This is a genomic window from Sanguibacter biliveldensis, from assembly GCF_033798665.1.
GTDB lineage: Bacteria > Actinomycetota > Actinomycetes > Actinomycetales > Cellulomonadaceae > Sanguibacter > Sanguibacter inulinus.
The window spans coordinates 1,873,764-1,898,842 of sequence record NZ_CP138359.1 but is presented as its reverse complement, the minus strand read 5'-3'; the positions used below and the strand labels follow the sequence as shown (position 1 = coordinate 1,898,842).

Genomic DNA, 25,079 nt, shown 5'->3' with positions numbered 1-25,079 from the left:
GGAGTGCAACCCGTAGGGCGGTGGAGGAGAGAGTTTCATGGCCGATGGGAGGAGCGAAGCGACGCGGCCGTGAAACTCTCGGAGAAGCCGGCAGCGCAGCTGCTTGCGCGGAGGGCGCGGCGGCAATGATGGAGCGGCAGGAACGATCCTCGCCTCTCGGGGAAACCGCGGCCGCGCAGCGGCCTCCGTCAGCTCGTCGACGCGCAGCGGCGAGCCGGCTTGTCCACAGCCGACCCGCCCGTTCGAGGGCGCCTCCTGGGCAGACTGGAAGGGCAGGGGGTCAGGACGTGGCTCGCTGTCGGGGCGGGGTCCAAAGACGAGGCTCCGGCTTCACCCCGGCCAATCCGTTCGTACACTTGTTCGATGACCGACGGCCGGCTGTTCCTCGCCCCGCGCAACGCTCTGGCGGCTCCGCCCGAGCGCGCGGTGCGCCGGTGGCCGGGGTCGCACGAGATCCCGGTGCTGGTGCGCCTGGTGTGGTCAACGTCAACGCAGGTCGTCCCAGGCGTAGTGGTGCGCTCGGCGCGCGACCGGGTGCTGGTGCGCTGGCACCCCAGCGCCCGCGAGGCCCAGACACGGATGACGTGGCTCTCGCGTGAGGACGTACGCACCGAGCTGCGCCACCCCGGCACCGGTGAGCCCTGGCCCTCGACGTGAGGGCCGTGCACGGGCGGTAGCCGGTGTGCGGGCTGCTCGTGGGTCCCGTCGTGCCCCTGTGGGCGGGTGGAGCCGCGCAGCGTCGGAGCTCGGGCCGTCCACAGGTGTGCGAGGGGCGCCCCGAGGTGACCACGGTCGGGGGAGCGCGAGGGGGTGTGTCCCCTCGCAAGTCGCGCCGGCGACGTGCGGTGACGACGACGACCCTCCCGGGTCTGCCGCAGGGGGCAGGGCATCCCTGGGACGGGCGTCGGGGTCCGACGCTAGCGCACGGCTGCGGTTCATGGGGTTACTTCACCCCGGCCTGTTGCCCGTTCATCGCCCGGGAGATCGCCCGCAGGTCTCCCACTGCCAGGCAGTCCGGGCACGTGGTCTCGGTGGTGGTGGTGGTCGTGGTGCGCCGGGCGCGATCACCGCGTCGGCGCCTGCAGAGAGCGATGAGGTCTTCTCCGCAGGCGATCGACATGTTCGGCAAGATGCAGTGCACGCCCCTGGCCGCGGTGGCCTGCTCGACCTCCGCGAGGAAGTCGAGCAGGTCGGGGCTGTCCGCGATCGCGCGCGGGCTCATCGGTCCACCTCGTCGTAGTCGGCCGGGCCGTTGTCGCGGGAGAACGCGAAGCCCAGGCCGCCGAAGTCGTAGTGCCCGCCGGGGGTGGGGGTCAGGTGCTCGTCGGCCTGGTTGCCCTCGAGGTCGCGCACGACGAGGGTCTGGCCCTCGAACGTCATGGTCGCCAGCGCCCCCTCCTCGTCCATGAAGTCAGCGACGGCCGCGGCGATCGCCCGCGTGACGATCGGTGTCACGGACCCGTTCCAGGGGGCGCCGGTGGCCACGGCGGGGAAGACGCGGCCGCCGAACTCGAAGAAGAGTCCGGTGCCGCAGCACGGGCAGCAGTCGATGCAGGTGTCTCGCGCGTCGGGGCAGGTGGTCCACTCCCCCGCGTCGTCGGGGGTCATCGCGCCGGTGCAGTCGTCGCAGAACGTCTGGGTGTCGGTGTCCTGGATCTCGGTCGTGGTGTTCATGGGGTGCTCCTCGCGGGTTGGTCCTCGTCGGTTCGGTCGGCCGGTGAGTGCCCTGTTCTTCGGGTCTCACCGGTACGCACGAGGTACCCCCCGGAGCGAGGGCCCCAGAGCCACGCGACCACCGCTGGCGCTTTCGAGCTCGAGTCGGGGACTCTTGGTGCGGAGCACCGTCCTGTTCCCTCTCCCCCACTGCCGGCGGGGGTCGGGTTGTCTGGGGTGCGCAGGGGTGTACCGGCCTGGTGAGACGCCGAACGCACCGACACGACGATGTGCCGGTGCGTTGATCGGGAAGAGGGCGCCGGAGGCGCTCAGCTCGTGGTGCTGCGCCCTGGGCGCGGTGCCACCGTGGTGGTCGCACTGTCTTGGCCTACGCCCGGGTGCGTTGAGCAGCTAGGAGCCGGAGGCGAGTCGCTGCGATGGACTCCCGGGGCGGTAGGCGCGACGTCGCGTAGATGATCCGTGGCTCAACACGAGACCGACCGAACTTGTCGAGGTGTTGGAAGCCAGTGTTGAAAAGTTGTTCGCGATCACCGATGGTGAAAACCAGACGGGCATCCGTTGGCGAAAACCAGAACCGGAGAAAATCTGGCATACAAGTTGTGATCCAAAAACACTTGGACGATACGACCGCAACTGGGATTCACACCTAGTTAGATAACGAGATACGAACCGAGATACGAACCGAGATACGTAGCGGCTTCAAAATTTGACACGAACGTTTTCACACAGTCCGACCGACGCCGCGAGAGACGTATCCGCAGGTCAGCGGCCCATTCGGGAGTCATGGCGGGCGTGCGCGAAGCGGCACCAGAGGTCATTCGACGGCGTCCTCATCTCGCCTGGGCGTCCGACGAACGTCGGCACGGTCTGCGAAATGGGAGAGGACGCATGCCTATTCACACTGCCGCTGGACATTCCCATACCTGAGGGTGTTTGATAGGAAACGCCTCCGACGGAGGTTCGAGAATGGCTCTCGGTCGCTTCATCGGAGGCGTCATGACTGTGGAGGTCGTGACTAGCCTACGCCCTGGTGTAGGCACTTCGAGTCTGCGGTCGCGCCCGTTCTCGGTCGGCAGACCGCAGAAGGGAGTCACGATAAGCTCGTTGGTCACCAGGAGATGAGAAGGCCCCAGCGCTCACCTGGGGCCTGGTGAACGCCGGTCCTAGTCAGCCCCACACGAGCTGACAGGGCCAGGTGGAGAGTCTTCGCGCGTTGCGGTGGTCCGGCCCGTTCAGCGGGCCGGACCGCCGTCGAAGTCGATGGTGAGAATCGCGACGGGGCTGACGGCGTGGAGTGAGCCTGCGGGCACCTCAAGGAGGGTGCCAGCAACCGGATGCGCAGACGTCGGGCCCTAGACCTCGTTGGTCTACCCCCCGCCGCAGCCTGGTCGTGTCCTCAGGTCGAGCCTGACTTCAGGTCCTCGTCGCCCGCATCGGCGGGCTGGCAACCCCCTCCATGGATGCCAGACCGTGCAGCAGGTCTTCGAGAGTGTCCGCGGCACTGTGCTTCGGCTCCCACCCGAGGAGGCTGCGCGCCCGGTCTGTGCTCATGAGCGGTGCGCCCATCGCCATGTCGAGCCACCCGGGGTCTGTGGGGATCAGGCGCAGGTCGTAGGCGATCGAGACGAGCCTGCGCAGCACGGCCGGGGGCACACCGACCGACCTGCCGTGGTCGAGGATGCTCGCGAGCTCGTCGGCCCGCAGCACCTGGTCGTGCGCGATGTTGAAGGCACCCCGCGCGGCGTCGCGGTGCAGGACCGCGGCGAGGTAGGCACGGCCCACGTCGTCGGCGTGGACCACCTGCAGACGCAGGCCCGTCGGCAGCGGGACGACCGGCAGCACCCCGGGTCGCAAGACCGACCGGGGCACGAGAGGACCGAGGAAGTACCGTGCGATCTCGGCCCCGGCGTCGGGCTGGAAGATCAGCGCGGGTCGCAGCCGCGTGACGACCATCTCCGGGTGGGCGGCCTCGACGTCGTCGAGAACCCGCTCCTGCGCTGCTTTGTCCACGCTGTAGTGCGAGGTCGGGACACCACCCGTCGACCAGGTCTCGTCGCGCAGTTTGTCGTCGACGACAGGTGAGTACGCGCCCACCGAGGACGCGACCACCAGGTGGGGCACCCGGGCCGCTGCGGCCGCGAGGGCCACGTGCCGGGTGCCCTCAACGTTCGTGCGCCGCAAGAGCTCGCGGTCCCGGTTCGGCTGGATCAGCCACGCCAGGTGCACCACGGCGTCAGCCCCGGCGAAGACCTGCGCGAGGTCGCCGACGAGCACCCGTTCCCTGGAGCCGTCCCGCGTGAGGTCGTCGAGGGCGACGTCCCGCTGGAACCACTCGACCCCGCGGAAGGGCTCGGCGTCGAGGTCGGGGCGCCGACGCGACACCCCGACGACCGACGTCACCTCGGGCGCCGCGTGCAGGGCACGGAGCAGCCCCGTCCCTGCGTTGCCGCTCGCACCGACGACGACGACCCTCACGCGTGGCGTCCAGCGGGGGCGTCGTGGGTCTCGGCCGTCTGCGCCGTCTCAGCGGCAGCGGTACTCGGGAGCGTCGGGTCGAGGACGACCTTGATGCAGCCGTCCTCCTTCTTCTGGAAGGTCGAGTAGGCGGCGGGGGCGTCTTCGAGGGCCACCCTGTGGGTGCGCAGGTCCAGGACGCCGAGCGGGTCGGTGTCGTCCGAGACGAGCGGGAGCAGCTGGTCGGTCCAGCGGTGGACGTTCGCCTGCCCCATCCGCAGCGTGACCTGCTTGTCGAACATCTCCATGAGGGGCATCGGGTCGATCGCGCCCCCGTACACGCCAGAGATCGACACGGTGCCGCCGCGGCGGACCGTCGAGATCGCCGTGTGCAGGGCAGCCAGCCTGTCGATCCCGGCCTTCTCGATCATCGGGCGCGCGAGCGCGTCGGGGAGCATCCCCGCACCGATCTGCGCGGCCTTGCCGACCGGGGAGCCGTGCGCCTCCATACCGACGGCGTCGATGACCGAGTCGGTCCCGCGACCGTGGGTGAGCGCCTTGACGGCCTCCGGGACCGAGTCGACCTCGCGCAGGTCGATCACGTCGATCCCGTGCCGGCGTGCCATGGCCAGACGCTCGGGGACGAGGTCGACCCCGATGACCTGCCCGGCCCCGCGGTGCCGGGCGATGCGCGCGGACATCTGGCCGATCGGCCCGAGACCCAGGACCGTCACCGACCCGCCGTCGGGGACCTGCGCGTACTCCACGGCCTGCCAGGCGGTGGGCACCACGTCGGAGAGGTAGAGGTACTTCTCGTCAGGAGCACCGTCGTCGGGCACCTTGATCGGTCCGTAGTGGGCCTGCGGGACGCGCAGGTACTCGGCCTGACCGCCGGCGACCTGGCCGTAGAGCTTGGTGTAGCCCAGCAGCGCGGCACCCTTGTCCTGGGAGCGCACCTGGGTCGTCTCGCACTGGGACTGCAGACCGCGCGTGCACATCCAGCAGCGACCGCACGAGATGTTGAAGGGGACGACGACGCGGTCCCCCGGGGCGATGTGCGTGACCTCGGGGCCGACGGCCTCGACGATGCCCATCGGCTCGTGGCCGAGGATGTCACCGGGGTCGATGAAGGCGCCGAGGACGCTGTAGAGGTGCAGGTCAGACCCGCAGACGGCGGTCGAGGTGACCCGGATGACGGCGTCGGTCGCCTCGACGATGGTGGGGTCGGGGACGGTCTCGACGCTGACGTTCTCGCGTCCCTGCCAGGTGAGTGCGCGCACTGTGTGCTCCTCGGGTGATCCAGACGGCCCGGTGGTCCGGGTGGTGCAGCGGATGGGTACGGCCAGGCCCCTGGGCCCGTGCGTCCAGCACGGGCCCAGGGGCCTGAGGTGTCACGGGGCGGGCGTGCCGCCGTTGACGTTGAGCGTCTCGCCGAGCACGTAGCTCGACTCGGGCGAGGCGAGGAACACGTAGGCGGGCGCAAGCTCGGTCGGCTGACCGGCACGGCCCAGCGGCGTCTGCTGCCCGAACTCGGGGAGCGCGTCGGCCGGCTGGCCGCCTGTCGGCTGGAGCGGCGTCCAGATCGGCCCGGGGGCGACTGCGTTGACGCGGATGCCCTTCGGGGCGAGCTGCTGGGCCAGCCCCTTGGTGAAGTTGTTGATCGCAGCCTTCGTCGACGCGTAGTCGATGAGGTTCGGCGAGGGGTTGTACGCCTGGATCGACGTCGTGTTGATGATCGCCGACCCCGGGGGCAGCACCTTGGCGGCGTCGCGGGAGATGCGGATCATCGCCTCGATGTTGATCGTGAAGGTCTGGGTGATCTGCTCGTCCGTGAGGTCTTCGATCGACTCGACGGCCATCTGCTTGCCGGCGTTGTTGACGAGGATGTCCAGCCCGCCGAGCCCGTCGACGGCAGCCTGGACCAGGCCTGCGGTGTACTCGGGGTCCATGAGGTCCCCGGGCAGCGCGACAGCCGTACGGCCCGCCTCCTCGATGATGCGGACGATGTTCTCGGCGTCGCTCTCCTCGACCGGCAGGTACGCGATCGCGACGTCAGCGCCCTCACGGGCGAAGGCGATGGCCGTGGCCGCCCCGATGCCGGAGTCACCTCCGGTGATGAGCGCCTTGCGGCCCTCGAGACGGCCGGTGCCGCGGTAGGAGTGCTCGCCGAGGTCTGCCTCCGGGGTGAGATCGCTGTCGAGACCCGGTTCCGGCTTCTTCTCGGCCGGCGGCTCGATGGCCTCGAACCTCGAGACCGGGTCCTGGAAGGTCAGCTGGTCGTTCGTGCCCGACGAGCGGGTGCTCGCAGAAGTCATGGGGATGGACCTCCAAGGTCGTGATGGGGTCTTCCCACTGTGCGGTCGGCAGGCCGCTCGCGCATCCGGGAGGTCTGTGGACCACTGTCGAGGTCGCGGCGACCTGGTGCCTCGCCGCGTCCAGTCTCACGTCGAGGTGTCGCCCGGGCCCAGCACGAGACGTCCGTCGAGGAGGTCGGAGACCACTGCGGCGACAGTGGTGCCCTGGGCGTAGGCGTGCGCCCGGATCAGCGTGAGCGCATCGTCCGGGCTCACGCGCAGCTGGGCGATCACCATGCCCGTTGCCTGGTGCACCCGAGCCCGTGCAGGCCAGCCGCTGAGCATCGTCGAGGAATCGTCGTCGACGTCGCGCAGCAACGCTCCCCCGATGATCGAGGCGACCACGAGCGCCTCGTCGTCCTGCCGCGTGAGCCTGGCCTCGGACGGCGTGTGGACGCTCAGCACGCCGAGCACCGCCCCGGCGACGAGCATCGGGAAGGAGCTGACACGGAGCGGGCCGACCGCAGCCCGGAGCTCTTGCGCGAGCGAGGACGGCGCGTCAGGGGCGTCTCCCACGACGAGCGTCGCAGGTCTCGCCGTCCGCTGCGCCTCGACGCGCGGCCCGGCCCCGAGGACCTCCTGGAGAGACTCCACCTGCTCCGCGACACGGTCCGTCGTCGCCAGGACGAAGGGGGCGCCCGGGGTCGAGGTGAGCGTCAGGGACCCTCCGCTCGCTCCGAGCAGGGTCGCTCCGGCGCTGCACAGCCGGAGCGCGAGCGGGTTCTCGGGCGGCAGGCGGGCGACGTACAGGGCAAGCTCGGCGAGCACGCTGACGTCGTTGACCATCTGCTGCTCCCTCGTGCTGGCGTACCTGTCATGAGCGGTCCGTGCGGGGCGGCCTGTGCACCGGGCTGCAGATGGTGGACGAAGGCGGTCGACGACGGGGCGTGCCCGCACGCGGGCGTCCGGCTCCTGCAGGCGACCCGAGCACCGTCTTGTGCGTCACACTACGCCTGAGCGTGGTCGGGGGCTCCCGGACCTGTCGACGGCGGCAGGCGATCGGCCCCGCACGAGCCGTCCCCGGCCCACCCCGCCCCGCTCTGCCCGACCCAGCCGACCCAGCCCGCCCTCCCCGGGTACGCACGAGGCGCCCGACCAGCGAGACCCGGAGGGGGTGGGGTCTCGCCGGTCGCGCGCCGGTCCGTGGGGGTCGCCACCCCTGTCAGGGGCGGCGACCGGTCGGTCACCCGAAGGTGGCCGTGAAGATCTGGACGTCCTTCGGGAGCTCCAGCTCGACGGTGCCTGTCGTCGCAGCATCACCCTCGAGGACCGGGTAGAGGTTCGGGTTGCCCGAGACCTCGATCTCCTTGGTGTCGACGGTCTTGCCGTCGGCGTCCTTGATCGTCGCCTTCACGGTGCCTTCTCCGCCGAGGACGGTGAAGACGTTGGTTCCCGAGTAGGCGAGCTGGACTGTCGCACCGTCAGCGGCCGCCGTGGCGCCCTGGGGGTCGAGGGTCCAGGACCCACCGAGGGAGAAGGTGTCCTTCGGCTGGTCAGGGTTGACCGTGAACTCACCGGTCTTGTAGTCCTGCTCGCCGGAGTAGTTGACGACCTTCGTCGAGGAGAAGTACGTCTCGGGAGTCGTCTTGTCCTGCGGGGTGCCGTCGTCGACCGAGGTCTCGGGCGGCAGCTCGACACCGGGGTTGGCCTGCTCGAGGAGCTCACGGACCAGCTTCTCGGTGTTCTCGTAGCCACCCTCGCCGAAGCGGATGTGGCGGACCGTGCCGTCAGAGTCGATGAGGTACTGCGCGGGCCAGTAACGGTTGCGGTACTTGGTCCAGGTCGAGTACGCGTTGTCCTGGGCGACCGGGTACGTCACGCCGAGCTGCTCGGCACCGGCGACCACGTTGCGGGTCTCCCGCTCGAAGGCGAACTCAGGGGTGTGGACACCGATGACCTCGAAGCCCTTGCCGACGTCCTTGTACTGGTCGTACCAGGCGTTCACGTGCGGGATCGCACGCTGGCAGTTGATGCAGGAGTAGGCCCAGAAGTCCACGAGGACGACCTTGCCCTCCTGCTTGAGGTCGGAGAGGTTCAGCGCCTCGTCACCGGGCGTGTTGAACCAGTTGTTGATGCCGCTCAGCTGGGGCGCAGGGCCACAGCTCTCGAGCTCGGACGCACCGTTGGAGCAGTTGGACAGCTCACGGTTCTCGTCGGTGACGATGCCACCGAGGTCGAGGGCCTCCTGCACGGTGCCCGACTCGTTGATCTGGGACTGCAGCGAACCCGTGTAGTCGGGCAGTGCACGCTGCAGGTACTGCGGGAGGTTGAAGGCCAGACCGATCGCCAGCAGGATCATGGTCACGCCGCCGAAGATGCGGATGCCCTTGGTGTGGCGCTTGAAAGCACCCACACGCTCGGCGACCCGACGGCCGGCCAGCGCGAAGATCAGCAGCGGGATGGCCGCACCCACCGCGAAGGAGACCGTCAGGGCGACGGTGTCAGCCCCGATGTTCCCGGTCGCACCGGCGACGGTGATCGCCGCGAGGACCGGACCAGCACACGGCACGTACAGGACCCCGAGGCCCAGGCCGAGGAGAAAGGCCCCGCGGTCCTGTCGCGCCGAACCGCGCCGTGCACCCAGTGCTGCGATGCGTTGGAACGGTCGTTCGATGACCTCCTCGAGGCGCGGCACGATCATCCCGATTCCGATGATGGCCAGCAGCGAGAGCCCGACCCAGCGCAGCAGGTCCTGAGGGAGACCGAGCGCGTTGAGGATCAGAGAACCGAGGAGGGTGAAGAAGGAGAAGCTCAGCACGAGGCCGGAGATGACGAGGTAGGGGCGCAGAGACTTCCGGCGTGCGGAGACCTCCTTGGCGGGCTTGCCGTCAGCAGGCTTGCCGTTCGTGCCCTTGCCCTTGCCGATGCCGACCGAGTCGCCGGCACCCACCTTGGGCCGGTCTGCCACGGCGACGGTGCCGCGGCTGTTGATGGTGACCGCGCCCGGCGCCCCGGCGAACAGGGACGAGGTGGGTGCGGCAGCTGGTGAGGAACCGTCGGCCGAGGCCGTCGTCCCGTCTGTGCCTTCGCCCGGAGCGCCAGGACGAGCGCCCTGGATACCTCCTGCGAAGAAGATCACCGGGAGCATCGGAAGGATGCACGGTGAGATACCGGTGATGAGGCCACCGATGAGCCCGATGAGAATGAGCGTTTCCATGGCAGCGGTTCGTTCTCAGAGGCCGCCCGGATGGGTCTGAGAAATATCCATGTCCCACCCATCCGGACCCGCCACCGGCTCCGAACTGTCCGTGAGTCGCCCCGGAGAGGGAGGCCGAGAAAAAAGATTCTCGTCCACACCCATCCACCGTCACAGCGGCTCCGAACTGATCGTGAGACGCCCCGCAGACGTGGGGCGGCAGAGCTGAGGAGAGACCGATGAACGTTCTTACCCGCAAGTCCTACGCAGTCACCAGCGTCGCAGTCCTCGCCCTCTTCGGACTGTCGGCATGTTCGTCCGACGACACCGCCGACGACAGCGCGTCGGTCAACGCCACGACCGAGGCGCCGGCCATGACCGACGACCCCACCACGGACGCCATGACGGACGACGCGACCGAAGACGCCACCGACGGCGCCATGATGGACCCGGCCGCGAACCTCGTCGGCCCCGGCTGCGCCGCCTACGCGGAGGCTGTCCCGGACGGCGCCGGCTCCGTGACCGGCATGTCGACCGACCCCGTCGCCGTGGCCGCCTCGAACAACCCGCTCCTGACCACGCTCACCGCAGCTGTCAGCGGCGAGCTCAACCCGGACGTCAACCTCGTCGACACGCTCAACGGTGGTGACTTCACGGTCTTCGCACCGGTCGACGACGCCTTCGCCAAGATCGACCCCGCCACCATCGAGGGCCTCAAGACCGACGCCGACACCCTCACCAAGATCCTTACCTACCACGTGGTCCCCGGCCAGCTGACCCCGGACCAGATCGTCGGAGAGCACGAGACCGTCGAGGGTGGCATGGTCAACGTCACCGGTTCCGGTGACGAGCTCATGGTCAACGACGCCAACGTCATCTGCGGTGGAGTCGTCACCGCCAACGCGACCGTCTACCTCGTCGACTCGGTCCTGATGCCGACGATGTGACTCTGACGTAGGTGCCCCACGGCACCGGCACGGCGTCAGCGCACCAGAAGGGCCCGCTCCCCCCGCCCGGGGAGCGGGCCCTTCTGCGTGCCCGGGGGCAGAGCGCGGGACGGTGAGATGAGCGGTCGCGCGGTCACGCGGTCACGCCGTCACGCGGTCACGCCGTCACGCGGTCACGCGGTCACGCGGTCACGCGGTCACGCTGTCGCGGCCGCGGTCGCAATGGCGCGGTCGGGCTGTCGCGCGGTGGCGAGGCGTTCGGTCGTGCGGCGGCGAGGCGGACGAGCGGACGAGCGTCGCCCCGATGTGGGTGGTGAGCTGTCCAGCTTCTCGTTGTCCCCGGGCCCGAAGGGACCAGCTGCCCCCGACGTGGGCTGCTGAGCAGCGCCCGATGGTGTGAGGCCAGCACCTGGGTGGTCGCGACGAAAGCGGTCGAGCCTGACGACCACCGGCGGACACCGCAGCGCGTCCTGTCGCGTCATGCCACCTCACGACGCAGTGTGTCTCAGCGCGTCGGCAACGCGCCGCAGCACCGAACCGAAGCGCCGACCAGCACCAGCCAGCGCAACCGGCACGGCTGTCGGGCTCCGACGAGCCGACGGCCCCCAGCCAGACGGAGCGAACTGCCGTGCTCGTGAGCAACGAAGTCGCACCATCTGCAACCAGGTCGTACGGACACGCCAGAACTTCCGGCAGAGCAGAGCAATCTGGCGTGTCCGTACGACCTCGAGTGAATCCGTACGACCTCGGGTCTGGCGGTACGACCTCGAGTGGGTCCGTACGACCTCGGGTCAGGCTTCTCCTGCGACCTCGGATCGTTCGGTGCGACCTCGAGTGGGTCCGTACGACCTCGGGTGGGTCCGTGCGACCTCGAGTGGGTCCGTACGACCTCGAGTGGGTCCGTACGACCTCGAGTGGGTCCGTACGACCTCGAGTGGGTCCGTACGACCTCGAGTGGGTCCGTACGACCTCGAGTGGGTCCGTACGACCTCGAGTGGGTCGGTGCGACCTCGGGCATCGCGGCCGGGGATGCAGGACGCAGCAGAGGCGGGGCGACCTCTCGGTCGCCCCGCCTCTGTGGTGGAGCCGTCGTGCCGCCCTGCTGGGCGGCACGCGGTGTGCGGGTCGCGTCAGATCTCGACGGCGACGATCGGGTCCGTGGTCGGCTGCTCCGAGCCGCCCCGGGGTTCGACGGTGACAGCCAGCGTCGAACCTGAGCCGGCCTCGACGAGGGCCGAGGTCGAGCCGTCTTCGGGGTGCATCAGACCGAGCGAGCTGATCTGCTCCCCGTCGATGACCCAGAGCTGGTAGTCGCTGTCGGCGTCGGCGTCGGCCATCTCCGAGGTGGAGAGGAACACGCGGTCGGCAGAGACGAGAGCACTGACCTCGCCACCTCCCTCGACCTCGGCCCGCAGGACGCGGGAAGTCGGGTCGGCGACCATCTGGGCGACGACGTCAGCCTCGGCCTGCAGCTGCTGCTGCTGGGAGTGCGACTGCACGGCGATGCTCGTCGGGACCGCGATGCCCGCGGCCACTGCTGCGGCGACCCCGAGGGTGACCCATCGGCGACGCACTGTGGACGGGCGTCCTGCGGCGGACTGCTTGTGCCGCTTCTCGGCGAGGCGCACGGGCGCCGCCGCCGGCTGCGTGATCGACGCGAGCACCTGGCTGCGCATCGACGCCGGAGGTGCGGTGTCGACGGTGAAGGCCGCCACGACCTCACGGAACTCGTCGAGCTCTCGGCGTGCGTCGGGGTCGGCGGCCACGAGGCGCTCGACCTGGCGTCGCTCGAGGTCGTCGACATGGTCGAAGACGTACGGGGCGATGAGGTCCCGAGGGCCTTCGGGGGTCAGGTCGTCTGTGTCAGGCATGGTCCACCCCCAAGCAGTTGCGAAGCCGGATGAGACCGTCGCGGATGCGGCTCTTGACGGTCGGGAGGGAGGCACCGAGGTCTTCGGCCACCTCACGGTACGTACGGTCGCCGTAGTAGGCACGCATGACGGCATCACGCTGGGTGTCGGTCAGAGACCCCAGACACCTGCGGACGCCTGCGGCCTCGAGCCGCTGCTCCACGTGCTCGGCAACCATGTCGTACTCACCTCCTGCGCCCTTCTCGTCCGTGTCCTTCTGGTCACGGTGTCGTCGGGCTTGCTCTGAACGGACCCTGTCGACAGCTCTGCGTCGCGCGAGGGTGACCACCCAGGTACGGGCGGACCCACGGGCTGGGTCGAACCGTGCGGCTGTCTGCCACACCTCGACCATCACCTCCTGGGCCACCTCTGCGGCATGATCCGGGTCACGGAGCACACCGAGAGCCGTTCCGTAGGCTGCAGGCGCAAGCGAGTCGTAGACGGGGGCGAACAGCTCCGGGTTGCCGTCGGCGCACGCGCTCAGCGCTGCGTCGATCGCATCGGGTTGACTCGTCCTCGGGTTTGGCACCCGCTCAGTCTGCCTCACGTCCTGGGATTCGTTCGATCTGGACACCCCGGCGACGCCGGGGATATCAGAGGTTCGGAGCCCTCGCACGCCCGGATGGGTCAGAGTTGCCGAACTGTGATCGAGACCCGTGTGACATCGGCGGTCACCGGTCGCGCAGCACGGTCAGGAGGGCTCCCCCGCGAGCACGCGCTGCCCGGGTCCCGCGACCAGAGCGACCGGGAACGGACCATCCGGACAGACAGCAGCGGCCCACCCCCGTGTTACTGGGGCGGGCCGCTTCTCTATGTCATGAGACCAACAGCTGTTACCACATCGCCTGCTCAGGCATTTGTTCTCATCCCTGAGCTTGAACCGCTCCCGGCAAGCTTGGGAGCCATCGTGTGGTGCCTTCGGTTCACATGTTGTCCGTAGCCAACCGACATACGCAACCATGTGCCGAACCGGGTCGTTGGGCGGGTGTTGGCACCGCGCATCGAACCGAAGTGTGATTCCTGCGTGCCAGTTGAACGGCATCTGCAAGGATCGTCGGCGTGAACCGACTTCGTAGAACTTAGCACAGGTTCGGCGAGCCGCGCAAGGGTCGTCTGTGCGAGGTCATCGCACCTGCACGACAGGGCCGACGGTCGACCGTGCCCACGACAGATAGGCGAAGCCTGTCGGCGCGGTGGCCGAGACGACGCCGACACGCAGTGCGGTGACCGAGTAGGTCGGGCTCGTGTACGGCAGCGCGCCGGGCACCGGGACGGTCCCCGGCGGCGCACCGGCGACGTCGGGCTGGACGTTCACGGCGATCGCCAGGGCACCCGGCATGCGGTTCGCCACAGCCTGGACCGCGGTGACCAGGGTGCCCCGCCGGGTCGTCAGCGTGGTCCCGAGCGTCGTGACCTGCCCGACAGGTTGTGCCGTGAGCGCGCTGCTCATCGCTGTCAGGAGAGCAGCCGGCAGAGCCGCCCGCATCCTCACCGCGTAGGAGTTCACGGTCAGGCCCGGCAGGAGTGCACCCAGGATCGGGTTGAGCACGGCAGCCAGCCCCGTCTCGGTCACGACGGGGGCGAAGACAGCGCTCCGGTCGAGGTAGGCACCGATGGTGCCCACGTGCTGGGAGCGGGTCGAGGTCACGTCGAGCAGCCCCGCGGTCCTGGAGGCCACGGTCACGTCAGAGGTCACCGTCACCGCCCGGACCGCCGAGAGCAGCGCCGCAGAGACCTGGTTCGACCAGGTCTGGACGAGGGCGTCGACCCGCGTGGCGATCGACGCGACTGCCGCGCTGCTCAGCTGGAGCGAGGTGTTCGGCGCCAACCCGTTCAACCCCGCCGCGTCACTGCCGAGGAGCGTCGCGAGGTTGACCGTCACCCGGCCGTTCACGAGGTCGACCGTCACCTTCCCGTCCGTCAGCGGGGTGGTGCGCAGCGCCCCCAGGGCCGTGGTGAAGTCCGGTGTCGTGACCGTCACCGTGCTCGAGGTCCGCGTCGCCGTGAGCCCGGTGACCACAGAGTTCGACGCGTTCTGCACGCCGTTGGTGATCGCGACGGCGACCTGACCGTTCGTCCCGCCGAGGGCCGACACGGCCGTACCGAGCGAGGTGACCGTCGCGTTGACGTCGGTCACGAGCGCTGCGACCGTCGGGCTGTCGATCTGCAGGCCGAGGCCAGCCACGCCGTAGCTGCGGGTGATCCCGGTGACAGTCCCGGGGCCCCAGAGGTCGTCGAGGAGAGACGAGCAGAAGTCCAGGGACGCGCTCGAGCCTGTCGCCCCGACCGACATCCTCGTGGCGGTCACGTTCGTGATCCCCGAGAACACCGACGAGAGGTCCAGGACGGCCGGTTGCGGGAGCTGGTTCGCGGGGGTCGACGCGCCGACGAGGACAGCACCTGTCGCGTCCACGAGACCTGAGGCGGCTGCGGCGCGGCCCTTGGTCGTCACCTGCGCGACCTGGTTGAGGGCACCGGGCGACCCCGTCGGCAGCCCTGTGCCCAGACCCGAGACGGAGAGCCCGGTGATCCCGGTCAGGCCGGTGACCGCGAGCGGGTTGCCGTAGGTGTCGAGTGTCGGGTCGCCGTCGTTCGGTGCGAGGTCCGTCGCTGTCGACGGCGTCGGGACGGCCGCCGTGGTCGGGGTGCGCGCGAGACTCATCCCCCGCGCCGCCGCGAGCCCTTCGAGGTCGGTCCCCAGGAACGACCCGCCGAGCGCCTTCGACTGGGCCTGCGCCCGGAAGTTCGTGTCCGTGCCGCAGCGGATCTGCGAGGTCCCGACGGTCCCGTGCGTCCACTCCTGGTCGGTCCACGACGCGAGGGTCGGCACTGCGCGCAGCGCTCCGCCGACCACGAGCACGCCGGCGAGCAGGCAGACGAGGACGGCGTCCCAGCGCACCCGGCCGAGCGCGCCTGGGCTGAGAGGCTCGAGCCTGCGCCGGCTCGTCATCGACGGTCTCCACGAGTCGGGGCGGCAGCCTCGACGGCGGGTCGGCGGCGCCCTGCTGCGTGGGCGGTCGTGAGCACCCCGCCGGCGACGAGCGCCAGCCCGGCGACCCAGAGGAGCAGAGCACCGCCGGCGCCGGTGGTGGGGAGCAGACCGGCAGTCCCTCGACCGGGGAGGTCTCCCCCACCGCCGCCCGCCGGCGGGGTGTCGCCGCCGTCTCCCGGGCCACCGGGACCCCCCGGCGAGCCTGACGGTCCGCCGGTCGGCTCGCCCGTCGGAGATCCGGTCGGGTTCCCCGTCGGCTCGCTCGTCGGCGGGTCTGTCGGCGGATCGGTGGGCGGCTCTGTCGGCGGGTCGGTCTCGCCGGGGACCGCCTCGACAGCCGTGATCCCGAGCCCGAGCGAGCCCGTGAGACCCATGAGGGCCGTGTCGGCCCGGTTCTCCGGTGTGTCCTCGATCGACAGCGTGACCATCACGTACGAGGGGTCCCGGGAGTCGACAGCGTCCAACCAGTACCGCGGGCTGGACGTCGACAGGTCGTCGTCGGGGGTCGCCGTGGCGATCACGGTCCGCCCGAGGTCGCAGGACGGACCCCCAGGCCCGTCGACCCACTCGACCGAGCAGCGCTCGACCACGACGACCACACCGTTGGGGACCTCCATGAGCGCGCCGTCCTTGCGGATCTGGAGCGTGAGCCTGGCGCCGGCGACACCGTCGACCGCGGCGTCCACGAACCAGTAGGCCGGCTGCCCGGGCCTGAGGTCGGACAGCTCGGCGATCCCCCAGTCCGAGGACACCAGCAGCTCAGGATCGGGCTCTGCCACCTCGAGGGCAGCCGGCGACGGGACGGTCAGGACGTCGGCGCGGGCGGCGAGGACTGCTCCGAGGACGATCATGAGCGCACCCACGGAGGCGAGCGCCACGCGTCGCCCCCTCGTCCTCTCACGTCCACGGACCTGACCCTCCCCTGGCACCCTGCTCACCTCCTGCCCCTTCCTCAGGCGTCCCGCCTGCGGTCGCCGGTCAGGTCGGTCTCTCGTGCGTCGTCGGTGGTGGTCGCAGTCCCTCGCGCAGCGTGGCGCGTGTCGTCCCGGGAGCAGATCCGACGGTGGTGCCAGCCGGTGCCAGCCCGCCGTTCTGCGTCGCACCGTCCTCTGCCTGCTCCGGCTCCCCGTCTGCGTCGTCCTCGTCGCGCGGCCAGAAGACCCACACGGTGAGCGCAGCCACCACCGTCGTGAGGATCGCGAGGGTCTTGGGCTGCGCGAGCAGCGTCACGGCGTACCCGACGTAGGGGGCTCCGACGACGACCCTGTCCGCCTCGGTCACCGTGTAGAGCTCGAGGTCTTGCGTCGCGTTGTCGTCGCCCTTCAGCACGAGCTCCCGCGCACCGTCTCCGGTGCCCGGGTCCGCGACCGACACGACGCGGTGGGTCACCGGGAGCCCGCCTGCGGCGCGCGGGACCGTCACGACGTCCCCGGGCTCGATCTCGTCGGCCGCCACGGGGACCGCGACGGCTGCGGCACCTGTCGGGTAGGTCGGTGCCATCGACCCTGTCTTGAACAGGACGAGGGACCAGCCGAGGAGGAGGGAGAGCAAGAACCAGAGGATCGCGAGCGCCCCGACGACGCTCGCGACGTTCAGGCAGGCCTGCTGGACGCGTCCCGACCCACGGGACGCGCGGGTCACCCGGAGACCGCCGAGAAGTTCCAGGCGGGCGCCGCGGTGCGGCCCTGGAGCGCGCTGAGCGCGGTCCCGTTGGGGAGCGTCGGGTTGGCCGGCAGCGTGATCTCGAAGCAGTAGTGCTGCACGTTGCCTCCAGCTGCGCTCAAGGCCTGACCGGCGCTCGCGCCTGTCGTGGCGAGCGGGCCGTTGGCGATGATCGTCCCGGCGGTGAAGGCCGCGGCGTTGCAGGTGGTGGTCGTCGCGCTCACGGCGACGCGGACGGTGAGGGCGTTGAACAGCGCCTGGTTCGCGTCCGTGACGGTGATCCCGGTCGCCGGGACAGCGGGCTGCAGCGTGACGGTGCCGGCGATCGACCCGGCGACGGTCCGCAGCGCGACGGGTGCGTAGACCGCATCCCCGGGGGTGAGCGTCAGCGCGGAGACCCCGAACTGGACCGCCCCACCCGGGTTCGTCTCGTTCTGGACGAAGGACGCCTCGGTGTACGGGTTGGTGACGTTCTGCTCGACCTCGAAGACCGAGGTCCCCAGGCCCGGCCCGTTGCCGGCGGCGTTGCCGGCGAAGACCCACTCGGTGTCCGTCCAGGCTGCCAGGGTGACGGTGGCGCCGAGCCCGAGGACGGCGCCCCCGGCCAGCATCGCCTTGAACTTCGAGCTCCGACGCGTCCCTCGTGAGACCTTCGCCGTCCGCCGTCCTGTCATGGTGCTCCCCTTGTGAAGTGTGGTGCTCTTCCGGTGCCCCCTGGTCACCGGAAGAGCGGCGGCGCGACGTGGTGCGCCAGCCATGAGACGACGCTAGGTCGGGCCTGGCCGATCACCATGCGCCCGGGCGTGATCCCGGTAGCGGGTGACGACCATCCACGCAGTACGGGTGAGTCTCGGGGAGCGGGACCGGTAGTCCCCCAGTAGTGTTTGCAGTGTCGAGCGTCACATCCGCGGTCCGGACGCAGCACCCCGGCCGCACCCACCCCCGGGGACAGACCTGGCCGCCGGTGGGTCGTGCCGCGAGCACGGGCACCGATCTGCGGGGGGCAGAGATGACCGACGGAGCGAACGCCAGAGAGCGCGTGAGCGGGCAGCGCGGAGCCGGGGCTGCGGGGCGGCGAGGACGAGCGCCCAGGCCGGCTCGCGACCAGCTGGTGCTGGAGGCAGAGCGCCACGTGCGCTCCGGGACGAGCGTGGTGGTCCTCGGGGTCCCGGGCTCTGGGCGGTCCTACCTCGCAGCACGGGTCGTCGAGTCTGTGCCGGACCTCAAGGTCGTGGCGGTCCGATCGGCCACGTCGACCCCAGGGCTCATCGTCTCGTCAGTGCACGACCCGTCCCGGGCGGCCGGGTCGGGCTCGGTCCGCCGGATCCCCACGGTCGCTGCGGGCGCCGAGGACCTCACAGCCCTCGGGGGGACCTCGTCGGCCGCAGGGGCGACCGTCGTCCTCGCGGACGACGCCCACCTCCTCGACGAGGACCACCTGCAGATGCTCTGCGACCTGGCCTCCGACGGCCGGATCGTGCTGGTCGCCACGACCGACACGCCCTCGACGGCGCCGACGGCCCGCGCTTCCGCAGTCGCCCGGCTCACGTCGCTCTGGCTGGACGCGGGTGCTGGGCGCATCGACCTCACGGGCCTCTCGGACGCCGACGGGCACGACCTCGTCAGGTCTGTCGCGGGCAGCGGTCGCCTCGACCTCGCGGTCCGGCACGCGATCCTCGCCGCGAGCGGTGGTTCTCCCGTGACGATCCGCGAGCTGACCCTCGACGCGCTGCGCAGAGACCGGGCAGCCGCTGAGCGCGACCTGCTGGGCATCCACGGCACAGGGCACCTGCCACCCCGGGTCGCCGAGCGGGCCAGGCGCCGGCTCGCGAGCCTGTCGACCGAGGACCGGCGGGCTCTCGTGCTGCTCTGGCGGCTGGACGGCTTCGACCCGGAGCGGGCCGCCCGGTACGTCGGCGAGGGCACGCTGCGTCGGCTCGTCCGGCACGGGTGCGTCACCCCCACCGGGGCGGGGTCCTCGACGCTGCGGGCGACCCCCGTCGACGCCGAGGCCGTGCTGCTCGACGACCCTGAGGGGTCCTCTGGTCCACAGCTTGCCCGTGCGCTGCGAGCGATGATCGAGCTCGACGGTGCAGGAGTCGTGCTCGGACCCTTCGAGTGCCTCGTGCTGTCGGACGCGTGGGTCGAGTCAGCCGGGGGCCCGCAGTCCGTGACCCCCTCGGTCACCCCGCGGCAGGTGAGGCGGATCTCGACAGAGGCCGCACGCAAGGCCAACGCCATGCTCCAGCCCTACGGTGCGCTGTCGCACGCGATGCTCGCCCTCGACAGCGCCGTCAGCCCCGACAGCGCAGGCAGCGGTGACAGCACCCGCAGCGACGCGCTCGGAGGCAGCCGCCGTGCTGCTGCGGCTGTCGAGGCGTCTCGGGCGCTGGCCGCCCTCGGCAGCGTCCGCGCTGCGCACGACATCCTCGGCCGGGGTCTCGAAGGGCTCCCGGTGCCGCACGCACAGGACGCCGGGGAGGGCCCGACAGCCGGCGGCCCAGCCGGGCCACTCTCGGGGCCGGGCGAGGAGCTCGAGCTCCTCGCCCTGTGGCGGGCCGAGCTCGACGACTGGGACGGGGCCCGTGGTGAGGGAGCTGGTGGTGAGAGAGCTGGTGGCGACGGAATCGGAGCCGACGCCGCCGACAGACCCGTCCGGTCCGTCGAGACCCTGCGCGCTGCGGTCCACGCGCTGCGCGCCATGCACTGGCGCGAGGCACTCGGGCACGCCCGAACCCTCATGGAGGACGACAGCGCTGCCCTCGTCCTCAGGCTGCGCGCCTGTGCGCTGGCGGGGACGTCGGCCGCCTTCCTCGGTCACGGCGCCGAGCTCGAGTCGATCACCACGAACGGCCGACAGCTGCACGCGCGCCTCGTCGCACAGGCGGGCTCCCCCACCGCGCAGCAGGTCGTCGACGAGGGGACCGCGTTCTTCTCGGCGTCGCTCGCCGCGCACCTGGCCTGCGCCGTCGGGCTCGTCGACACGCCGTCGCGCCTGGACGCCCTCATGCAGCGCGCCGTGGCCGCCCGGGACGTCGCGCACACGAGCACACTGAGCGCTCTCGCGGGGTACGTCGCCCTCGCTGCGGGCGACGACGCGACGGCCGAGGCCGAGGTCGGCGCAGCGCTCGCCAGGGCGCCGCGCCCCTCGACCCACGAGACGCACGCGTGGTTCGTGACGATGCGGGCAGCGGCCCTGGCCCGTCTCGGCCGGACCGCCGAGGCCGACGAGCTCTGCGCAGCCGTCGAGGCTCCGGGGACGACGACCTCACGGTGGTCGCGCTATCTCGTGGACTCCGTCCGGCGTCTCGTGGACCCGACCACCGCCGCACCTCCTGTCGCGCCGACCCCGTTGCGTGCCGCCGAGGCCGCAGCCCAGCCGACCATCGCGCTCCTCGCGGCGGCGGAGGCTGCGTCGAGCGTCGACGGCTCGGTGCGGCGCCAAGACCTCGTCGACGCCGCGACGGCCGCTCGCGAGCAGACCGACATCGGGTCGTTGCAGGCGGTTGCGGACTACGTCATCGCAGCGTCGACAGCCGACGCCGCGACGCTGGCCGACCTCACCCGGACCTTCGAAGGGCTGGGCATGCGCCAGCTCGCGGACGCGTGCGAGGAGCAGGCGGTCAGGCTGCTCGACCCTGACAGCCCGCACGCGCTCTCGGCGTGGCGGGACCGGGCAGCCCGGTCGGACGGAGACGGGTCAGAGGAGGCACTGACCACCCGCGAGCGAGAGGTCGCGGTGCTCGCCGGGCGGGGGTTGAGCAACCGCGAGATCGCCGGTCGTCTGTTCTTGTCGGTGCGGACCGTCGAGTCGCACGTCTACCTCGCGCGCCGAAAGCTCGGAGCCGCGACCAGGCGTGAGCTGGCGGGACGGCTGGCGGAGCTCGACGGTCACCACCGGTACTGAGGTCCGCGGTTCGCAGTGCGGGACCTGCGCCTCAGTGCGAGACCTGCGCCCGTCTGCGCAGTCGCTCCTGTGGGCTGCACCACGAAGTTTCAGAACTTCTGAACGACCAACTAAGGTGAGCCTTCACTAAGCCGCACCCTGCGGCCTCGGACGAAAGGCTCCACCCATGCTCGCTCTCCCCTCAGCGCGCCGGCCCGTGCTCGCGGCAGCGCTCGTCGCCGGAGCCGTCGCCCTCGCCGGCTGCGGGTCCGCCGACAGCACCGCCGAGTCGTCGACAGGCACACCGGCCACGACCGACGGGGCCTTCCCCGTCACCATCGAGAGCGCCCTGGGCGACGCGGTCGTCGAGAGCGCCCCCGAGCGGGTCGTCACCCTCGGCATGGGGTCGGCGGAGACCGCGATCGCGCTCGGTGTCACCCCCGTCGGGATCGAGGAGTACCCCTGGGGCTCCGACGACACCGGCTACCTGCCGTGGATCCACGAAGCGCTCGAGGAGTCCGGCGAAGACCTCCCGGCGCAGTTCACCGGCGGGACGGAGATCGACATCGAGGCGATCCTCGAGCTCGAGCCCGACCTCATCCTCGCGCCGTGGTCCGGGATCACGCAGGAGCAGTTCGACACGCTCTCCGAGATCGCCCCGACGGTCGCCTACCCCGACCTCGCGTGGAGCATCGACTGGGACGAGCAGATCACGACGATCGGCGAGGCCCTCGGTCAGCCTGACGAGGCGCAGGACCTCATCACCGACATCGAAGACCAGTTCACCGAGGCCGCCGCGGCGCACCCCGAGTACGCCGACGTGACCTTCTCGTACATCTACACCACCGATCCCGGATCGCTCGGGGTGTTCCTGCCCGACGAGCAGCGGGTCGCGATGGTCCGCGGGCTCGGGCTCACGGTCGACCCCGTCGTGGAGACCTTCGACGAGACCGAGGGCACCGACTCCGCGCTCATCGGGCTCGAGAACGCCGACAAGCTCGCCGGCTCCGACCTGATCTTCACCTTCTACTCCGACGCCGACGCGCGCGCCGAGACCGAGGCCCAGCCGCTCTACCAGGCGATCCCCGCGATCAGCCGTGGGTCTGTCGTCGCGCCGACCGACCAGAGCTTCGTCACCGGGTCCTCGATCATCAACCCCCTCACGGTCCCGTGGGCCCTCGAGCGCTTCGTGCCGATGATCGACGAGGCCGTCGGCAAGATCGAGCAGTAGCAGCAGGGCGGTCAGGGCAGCAGAGCGGGTCAGGGCAGCACAGCGGTCAGGGCCGGGGCGGGTTCTCGTCCGCCCCGGCCAGACCCTCTTTGTGCCGCGCCCACTCCGACCGCAGCGTGCCGTAGTAGCCGAGCAGCCACTCCATGTACCCGTGCATGTTGCGGATCCGCTCGTGGGCGGGTCCCGAGGGCGGCATGAGCTCGAGCGCCGTGCTCGCGAGCTCTCGCTGCTTGACGAGGTAGGCGTGCTCGTTGTCGAGGAAGCCGCCCCACACGTCGGCGTCCATGACGAAATAGTGCGAGCGGTCCCCCGGGCGCCTGACGCGGCGGACGAAGCCGATCTCGACGAGCCGCCGTGTGTAGGTCGAGACCGACCCACGGCTCGCCCCCGAGGCCTTGGCCAGCTCGTCCGCCGAGACCGGCTGGTCGCTCAGCAGGAGGTGCCCGACCATCCGTCCCTCGATCACCGAGAGACCCTGCGACGACCAGTACTGCGCGTAGCGGTCGACGAACCAGGGCTCGAGCTCGGCTCGGTCCCGAGGGGCGGGGTCGTCGTCACGCGGGGCAGAGTCGTCACGCGGGGCGGTGGCGTCACGGGTCGGGTCGGGCATCTGCCGATCTTCTCAGGCCCGGGATGCGCTCGCCGCGGTGCCACGCGGGGTCCGGCCGGGGCGGCACGTCAACGCTCCCCCGCGTCCCGGGCGACGAGGGCTGCCTGCACGCGCGAGCTCACCCCGAGCTTCATGAGGACACGGGAGACGTGTGTCTTCGCCGTCGCGGCACTGACGAACAGCTCGGTCGCGATCTGCTGGTTCGTCAGCCCGCGGCCGAGCGCCTCGAGCACGTCGCGCTCCCGCGGCGTCAGGTCGCCGAGCCGCGCGACCGGGTCGCTCACCTGCTCGGTCGCAGACTGTCGCCGCGGCGGTGCCACGACCGACGGCGATGCTGACGGGTGTGGCTGCCCTGGCTGGTCCGGCCGTCCTGCGGGGGCTCGCTGGGCTGGTGCAGGCTGAGCCGCGGCCAGCGCCCGGATGACCCGCCGCGTCACCTCGGGGGCGAGGACCCCGTCACCGTCCGCCACCCGGCGGACCGCGTCGACCAGCTCGTGCGGCTCGGCTGACTTCAGCAGGTACCCGGCAGCGCCGGCACCGAGCGCTCCTGTCACGTACTCGTCGAGGTCGAAGGTGGTCAGGACCAGCACCTCGGCGAGCCGCTCGGCGGTGATGGTCGCGGTCGCGGTGATGCCGTCGGTGCCAGGCATCCGCACGTCCATGAGCACGACGTCGGGGCGCAGCCGTCGCGCCTGCTCGACGGCCGCGGCACCGTCACCGACCTCGGCGACGACCTCGATGTCCGCGGCCGTCTCGAGCAGGAACCGCAGGCCTGCCCGCACAGCGGCGTGGTCGTCTGCCAGCACGACCCGGATCACCGGGCACCTTCCTCTGGGCGCGACGCCGGGATCGTGGCCTGCACCGACCAGACACCCCCGGCAGGTCCGGCGGTCAAGCTACCCCCGAGACTCTCCGCGCGCTCACGCATGCCGAGCAGGCCTGTGCCAGGGCTGGCGGGCAGACCGAGGTGTTCTGGCATCGCGGCCGGCTCAGGGACGCCGACGTGGGAGGCGTCTCGCAGCGGGTTCATGATCCTCACGACGAGCGCGCCGTCGCCCGGCTCCAGCACGACGCGCACCTCTCCGGCCGCTCCGTGCTTCGCGGCGTTCGTCAACGCTTCCTGGACGATCCGCAGCGCAGCCTGCTGGACCGCCGCAGGCAGGTCGCGCGGAGCCCTGTCGTCGAGAGCGGCCACCGCCCCGTGACCCTGGTGGGCCACGACGACAGCCGCCAGGTCGTCGAGGGTGCCCGGTGCGCTCACCGGGCCGCCCGCGCGGTCGTCCGCGCGCAGCAGGACGATCATGGTGCGCATCTCCGCCAGGGCCCGCAGGCTCGTCTCGCGGGCCATCTCCAGGGTCTCTCGCTCGTGGCCTGCTGGTCCTGCGAGGGCCGCACCCGTGCGGATCGCGATGGCCGAGACGTGACCGGCGACCACGTCGTGCAGGTCCCGGGCCATCGTGCGGCGCTCGGCCTGGACGGACTCCCGACGGTCGAGCTCGGCGATGCGCTCGAGGCTGTCGGCGTGGGCACGGGCGAGCGTCGCCCGCTCTTCGGCGAGGGCTGCGAGCTCAGACGACGTCCGGACGTTCGCCGCCCACCACAGCGGCACGACGAGGAAGCCGACGGCCTGGATCACACCCATCACCACAGCCCGCGGGTCGCCCTCGGAGGACACGCCGGCGACCACCGCCGACACCCCGACGAGGCACCACGCCGTGACGACGAGCACCTGGCGCCCAGTGTGTGAGGAGAACAGGGCCGCCGAGTAGAGCAGGTCGAGCACGACGACCACGGTCCCGAGGCTGCCGCCCAGGGCCGTGTCGACGGCGAGCAGCACGAGGCCCGCGAGGAGGGCCAGCAGGGGCCGCCGCCGCTTGCCGACCATGACCGATGCACCGAGCACGAGCGGGACCGCGTGCCACCAGCGGTCCGGGTCGAGGGCCTCGTCCTGCGCCCACAGGCCCGACAGCCCGACGGCCAGCAGCACGAGGCCCGCGACGAGCACGGCGAGAGCGACCCGCAGGTCGGTCCGGAACCACCCGGGCTCGGTCCGCCGGGCGAGCGTCAGCCTGTCGTCGAGGTCACGGGTGAGCGCCACAGCGTCGTCAGAGGGCAGGCGAACGTCGAGAGGGCTCTCGTGCGGTCGGTCAGACGCTGAGGACCGGGGTGGGGAGGCGGGCTGCACCCGTCGATTCGACCACATCGCGATCGTGTGCGCGTCGC

The 25,079-nt window shown here is 70.9% G+C and carries 20 protein-coding genes; 4 read left to right on the top strand and 16 right to left on the bottom strand.

Annotated elements, in window-relative coordinates:
- The first annotated feature begins 363 nt into the window (after positions 1–363).
- Entirely contained in the window at positions 364–657 is a 294-nt protein-coding gene (locus SANBI_RS08280; RefSeq protein ID WP_319160708.1) for a hypothetical protein, read from the top strand.
- Between the two features lie 286 nt (positions 658–943).
- Here SANBI_RS08280 and SANBI_RS08275 read toward each other — a convergent pair whose 3' ends face one another.
- The 7 genes from SANBI_RS08275 to SANBI_RS08245 form a co-directional block, all read right to left on the bottom strand.
- The gene (locus SANBI_RS08275) at positions 944–1,222 is read right to left on the bottom strand and encodes a hypothetical protein (RefSeq protein WP_319160707.1); all 279 of its coding nucleotides are present in this window, start codon (positions 1,220–1,222) and stop codon (positions 944–946) included.
- On the bottom strand, positions 1,219–1,674 hold the full coding sequence (locus SANBI_RS08270) for a hypothetical protein (protein ID WP_319160705.1): 456 nt from the start codon (positions 1,672–1,674) through the stop codon (positions 1,219–1,221). Before SANBI_RS08270 ends, SANBI_RS08275 begins: the two co-directional genes overlap by 4 nt.
- Positions 1,675–3,087: 1,413 nt before the next feature.
- A complete protein-coding gene (locus tag SANBI_RS08265; protein ID WP_319160703.1) occupies positions 3,088–4,149 on the bottom strand; it encodes an NAD-dependent epimerase/dehydratase family protein in 1,062 nt (353 codons plus the stop codon).
- Positions 4,146–5,408 carry a zinc-dependent alcohol dehydrogenase gene (locus tag SANBI_RS08260; protein WP_319160701.1) on the bottom strand — a complete coding sequence of 421 codons (1,263 nt, stop codon included), beginning with the start codon at positions 5,406–5,408 and terminating at the stop codon, positions 4,146–4,148. Before SANBI_RS08260 ends, SANBI_RS08265 begins: the two co-directional genes overlap by 4 nt.
- Before the next feature lie 111 nt (positions 5,409–5,519).
- Positions 5,520–6,443, bottom strand: a complete 924-nt coding sequence (locus tag SANBI_RS08255; RefSeq protein WP_319160699.1) for an SDR family oxidoreductase — start codon at positions 6,441–6,443, stop codon at positions 5,520–5,522.
- A 126-nt stretch (positions 6,444–6,569) separates the two neighbouring features.
- Positions 6,570–7,268, bottom strand: a complete 699-nt coding sequence (locus SANBI_RS08250) for a GAF and ANTAR domain-containing protein (protein WP_319160697.1) — start codon at positions 7,266–7,268, stop codon at positions 6,570–6,572.
- A gap of 397 nt (positions 7,269–7,665) precedes the next feature.
- On the bottom strand, positions 7,666–9,639 hold the full coding sequence (locus tag SANBI_RS08245; RefSeq protein ID WP_319160695.1) for a cytochrome c biogenesis protein CcdA: 1,974 nt from the start codon (positions 9,637–9,639) through the stop codon (positions 7,666–7,668).
- Positions 9,640–9,857: 218 nt separating this feature from the next.
- Between SANBI_RS08245 and SANBI_RS08240 the strand changes: the two genes are divergently transcribed.
- Positions 9,858–10,565, top strand: a complete 708-nt coding sequence (locus SANBI_RS08240) for a fasciclin domain-containing protein (protein WP_179912964.1) — start codon at positions 9,858–9,860, stop codon at positions 10,563–10,565.
- A gap of 1,130 nt (positions 10,566–11,695) precedes the next feature.
- Here the strand turns inward: SANBI_RS08240 and SANBI_RS08235 are convergent.
- The 6 genes from SANBI_RS08235 to SANBI_RS08210 form a co-directional block, all read right to left on the bottom strand.
- Entirely contained in the window at positions 11,696–12,436 is a 741-nt protein-coding gene (locus tag SANBI_RS08235) for an anti-sigma factor (protein WP_319160693.1), read from the bottom strand.
- On the bottom strand, positions 12,429–13,004 hold the full coding sequence (gene sigK, locus SANBI_RS08230) for an ECF RNA polymerase sigma factor SigK (RefSeq protein WP_056132469.1): 576 nt from the start codon (positions 13,002–13,004) through the stop codon (positions 12,429–12,431). The genes SANBI_RS08235 and sigK overlap by 8 nt, the downstream gene beginning before the upstream one ends.
- Positions 13,005–13,598: 594 nt before the next feature.
- A complete protein-coding gene (locus SANBI_RS08225; protein WP_319160690.1) occupies positions 13,599–15,425 on the bottom strand; it encodes a choice-of-anchor G family protein in 1,827 nt (608 codons plus the stop codon).
- A complete protein-coding gene (locus tag SANBI_RS08220) occupies positions 15,422–16,345 on the bottom strand; it encodes a hypothetical protein (protein WP_319160687.1) in 924 nt (307 codons plus the stop codon). Before SANBI_RS08220 ends, SANBI_RS08225 begins: the two co-directional genes overlap by 4 nt.
- A 100-nt stretch (positions 16,346–16,445) precedes the next feature.
- Positions 16,446–17,108 carry a signal peptidase I gene (locus tag SANBI_RS08215; protein ID WP_319160685.1) on the bottom strand — a complete coding sequence of 221 codons (663 nt, stop codon included), beginning with the start codon at positions 17,106–17,108 and terminating at the stop codon, positions 16,446–16,448.
- Positions 17,105–17,803: a SipW-dependent-type signal peptide-containing protein gene (locus SANBI_RS08210; RefSeq protein WP_319160682.1), complete on the bottom strand. Its 699-nt coding sequence runs from the start codon at positions 17,801–17,803 to the stop codon at positions 17,105–17,107. Before SANBI_RS08210 ends, SANBI_RS08215 begins: the two co-directional genes overlap by 4 nt.
- A 335-nt stretch (positions 17,804–18,138) precedes the next feature.
- Between SANBI_RS08210 and SANBI_RS08205 the strand changes: the two genes are divergently transcribed.
- Together SANBI_RS08205 and SANBI_RS08200 are read left to right on the top strand one after the other, a co-directional pair.
- Positions 18,139–21,036 (top strand): LuxR C-terminal-related transcriptional regulator, encoded by a 2,898-nt coding sequence (locus SANBI_RS08205; protein ID WP_319160680.1) that lies wholly within the window; start codon positions 18,139–18,141, stop codon positions 21,034–21,036.
- A 166-nt stretch (positions 21,037–21,202) separates the two neighbouring features.
- Positions 21,203–22,246 carry an iron-siderophore ABC transporter substrate-binding protein gene (locus SANBI_RS08200; RefSeq protein WP_319160678.1) on the top strand — a complete coding sequence of 348 codons (1,044 nt, stop codon included), beginning with the start codon at positions 21,203–21,205 and terminating at the stop codon, positions 22,244–22,246.
- A gap of 46 nt (positions 22,247–22,292) precedes the next feature.
- On the opposite strand, the gene SANBI_RS08195 is transcribed toward SANBI_RS08200, so the two are convergent.
- The 3 genes from SANBI_RS08195 to SANBI_RS08185 all read right to left on the bottom strand — a co-directional run bounded on the left by SANBI_RS08195 (position 22,293) and on the right by SANBI_RS08185 (position 24,954).
- Positions 22,293–22,856 (bottom strand): GbsR/MarR family transcriptional regulator, encoded by a 564-nt coding sequence (locus SANBI_RS08195; RefSeq protein ID WP_319160676.1) that lies wholly within the window; start codon positions 22,854–22,856, stop codon positions 22,293–22,295.
- 68 nt (positions 22,857–22,924) lie between these two features.
- Positions 22,925–23,674 (bottom strand): response regulator transcription factor, encoded by a 750-nt coding sequence (locus SANBI_RS08190; protein ID WP_319160675.1) that lies wholly within the window; start codon positions 23,672–23,674, stop codon positions 22,925–22,927.
- The gene (locus SANBI_RS08185) at positions 23,671–24,954 is read right to left on the bottom strand and encodes a sensor histidine kinase (RefSeq protein ID WP_319160673.1); all 1,284 of its coding nucleotides are present in this window, start codon (positions 24,952–24,954) and stop codon (positions 23,671–23,673) included. The genes SANBI_RS08190 and SANBI_RS08185 overlap by 4 nt, the downstream gene beginning before the upstream one ends.
- Positions 24,955–25,079: the final 125 nt, after the last annotated feature.

Excerpts from the sequence above, each read along its gene's own strand:
- SANBI_RS08245 (WP_319160695.1), bottom strand. The coding sequence starts at position 9,639 with ATGGAAACGCTCATTCTCATCGGGCTCATCGGTGGCCTCATCACCGGT.
- SANBI_RS08255 (WP_319160699.1), bottom strand. The coding sequence starts at position 6,443 with ATGACTTCTGCGAGCACCCGCTCGTCGGGCACGAACGACCAGCTGACC.
- SANBI_RS08225 (WP_319160690.1), bottom strand. The coding sequence starts at position 15,425 with ATGACGAGCCGGCGCAGGCTCGAGCCTCTCAGCCCAGGCGCGCTCGGC.
- SANBI_RS08240 (WP_179912964.1), top strand. The coding sequence starts at position 9,858 with ATGAACGTTCTTACCCGCAAGTCCTACGCAGTCACCAGCGTCGCAGTC.
- SANBI_RS08210 (WP_319160682.1), bottom strand. The coding sequence starts at position 17,803 with ATGACAGGACGGCGGACGGCGAAGGTCTCACGAGGGACGCGTCGGAGC.
- SANBI_RS08205 (WP_319160680.1), top strand. The coding sequence starts at position 18,139 with ATGACCGACGGAGCGAACGCCAGAGAGCGCGTGAGCGGGCAGCGCGGA.
- SANBI_RS08200 (WP_319160678.1), top strand. The coding sequence starts at position 21,203 with ATGCTCGCTCTCCCCTCAGCGCGCCGGCCCGTGCTCGCGGCAGCGCTC.
- SANBI_RS08275 (WP_319160707.1), bottom strand. The coding sequence starts at position 1,222 with ATGAGCCCGCGCGCGATCGCGGACAGCCCCGACCTGCTCGACTTCCTC.
- SANBI_RS08250 (WP_319160697.1), bottom strand. The coding sequence starts at position 7,268 with ATGGTCAACGACGTCAGCGTGCTCGCCGAGCTTGCCCTGTACGTCGCC.
- SANBI_RS08235 (WP_319160693.1), bottom strand. The coding sequence starts at position 12,436 with ATGCCTGACACAGACGACCTGACCCCCGAAGGCCCTCGGGACCTCATC.
- SANBI_RS08270 (WP_319160705.1), bottom strand. The coding sequence starts at position 1,674 with ATGAACACCACGACCGAGATCCAGGACACCGACACCCAGACGTTCTGC.
- SANBI_RS08195 (WP_319160676.1), bottom strand. The coding sequence starts at position 22,856 with ATGCCCGACCCGACCCGTGACGCCACCGCCCCGCGTGACGACTCTGCC.
- SANBI_RS08280 (WP_319160708.1), top strand. The coding sequence starts at position 364 with ATGACCGACGGCCGGCTGTTCCTCGCCCCGCGCAACGCTCTGGCGGCT.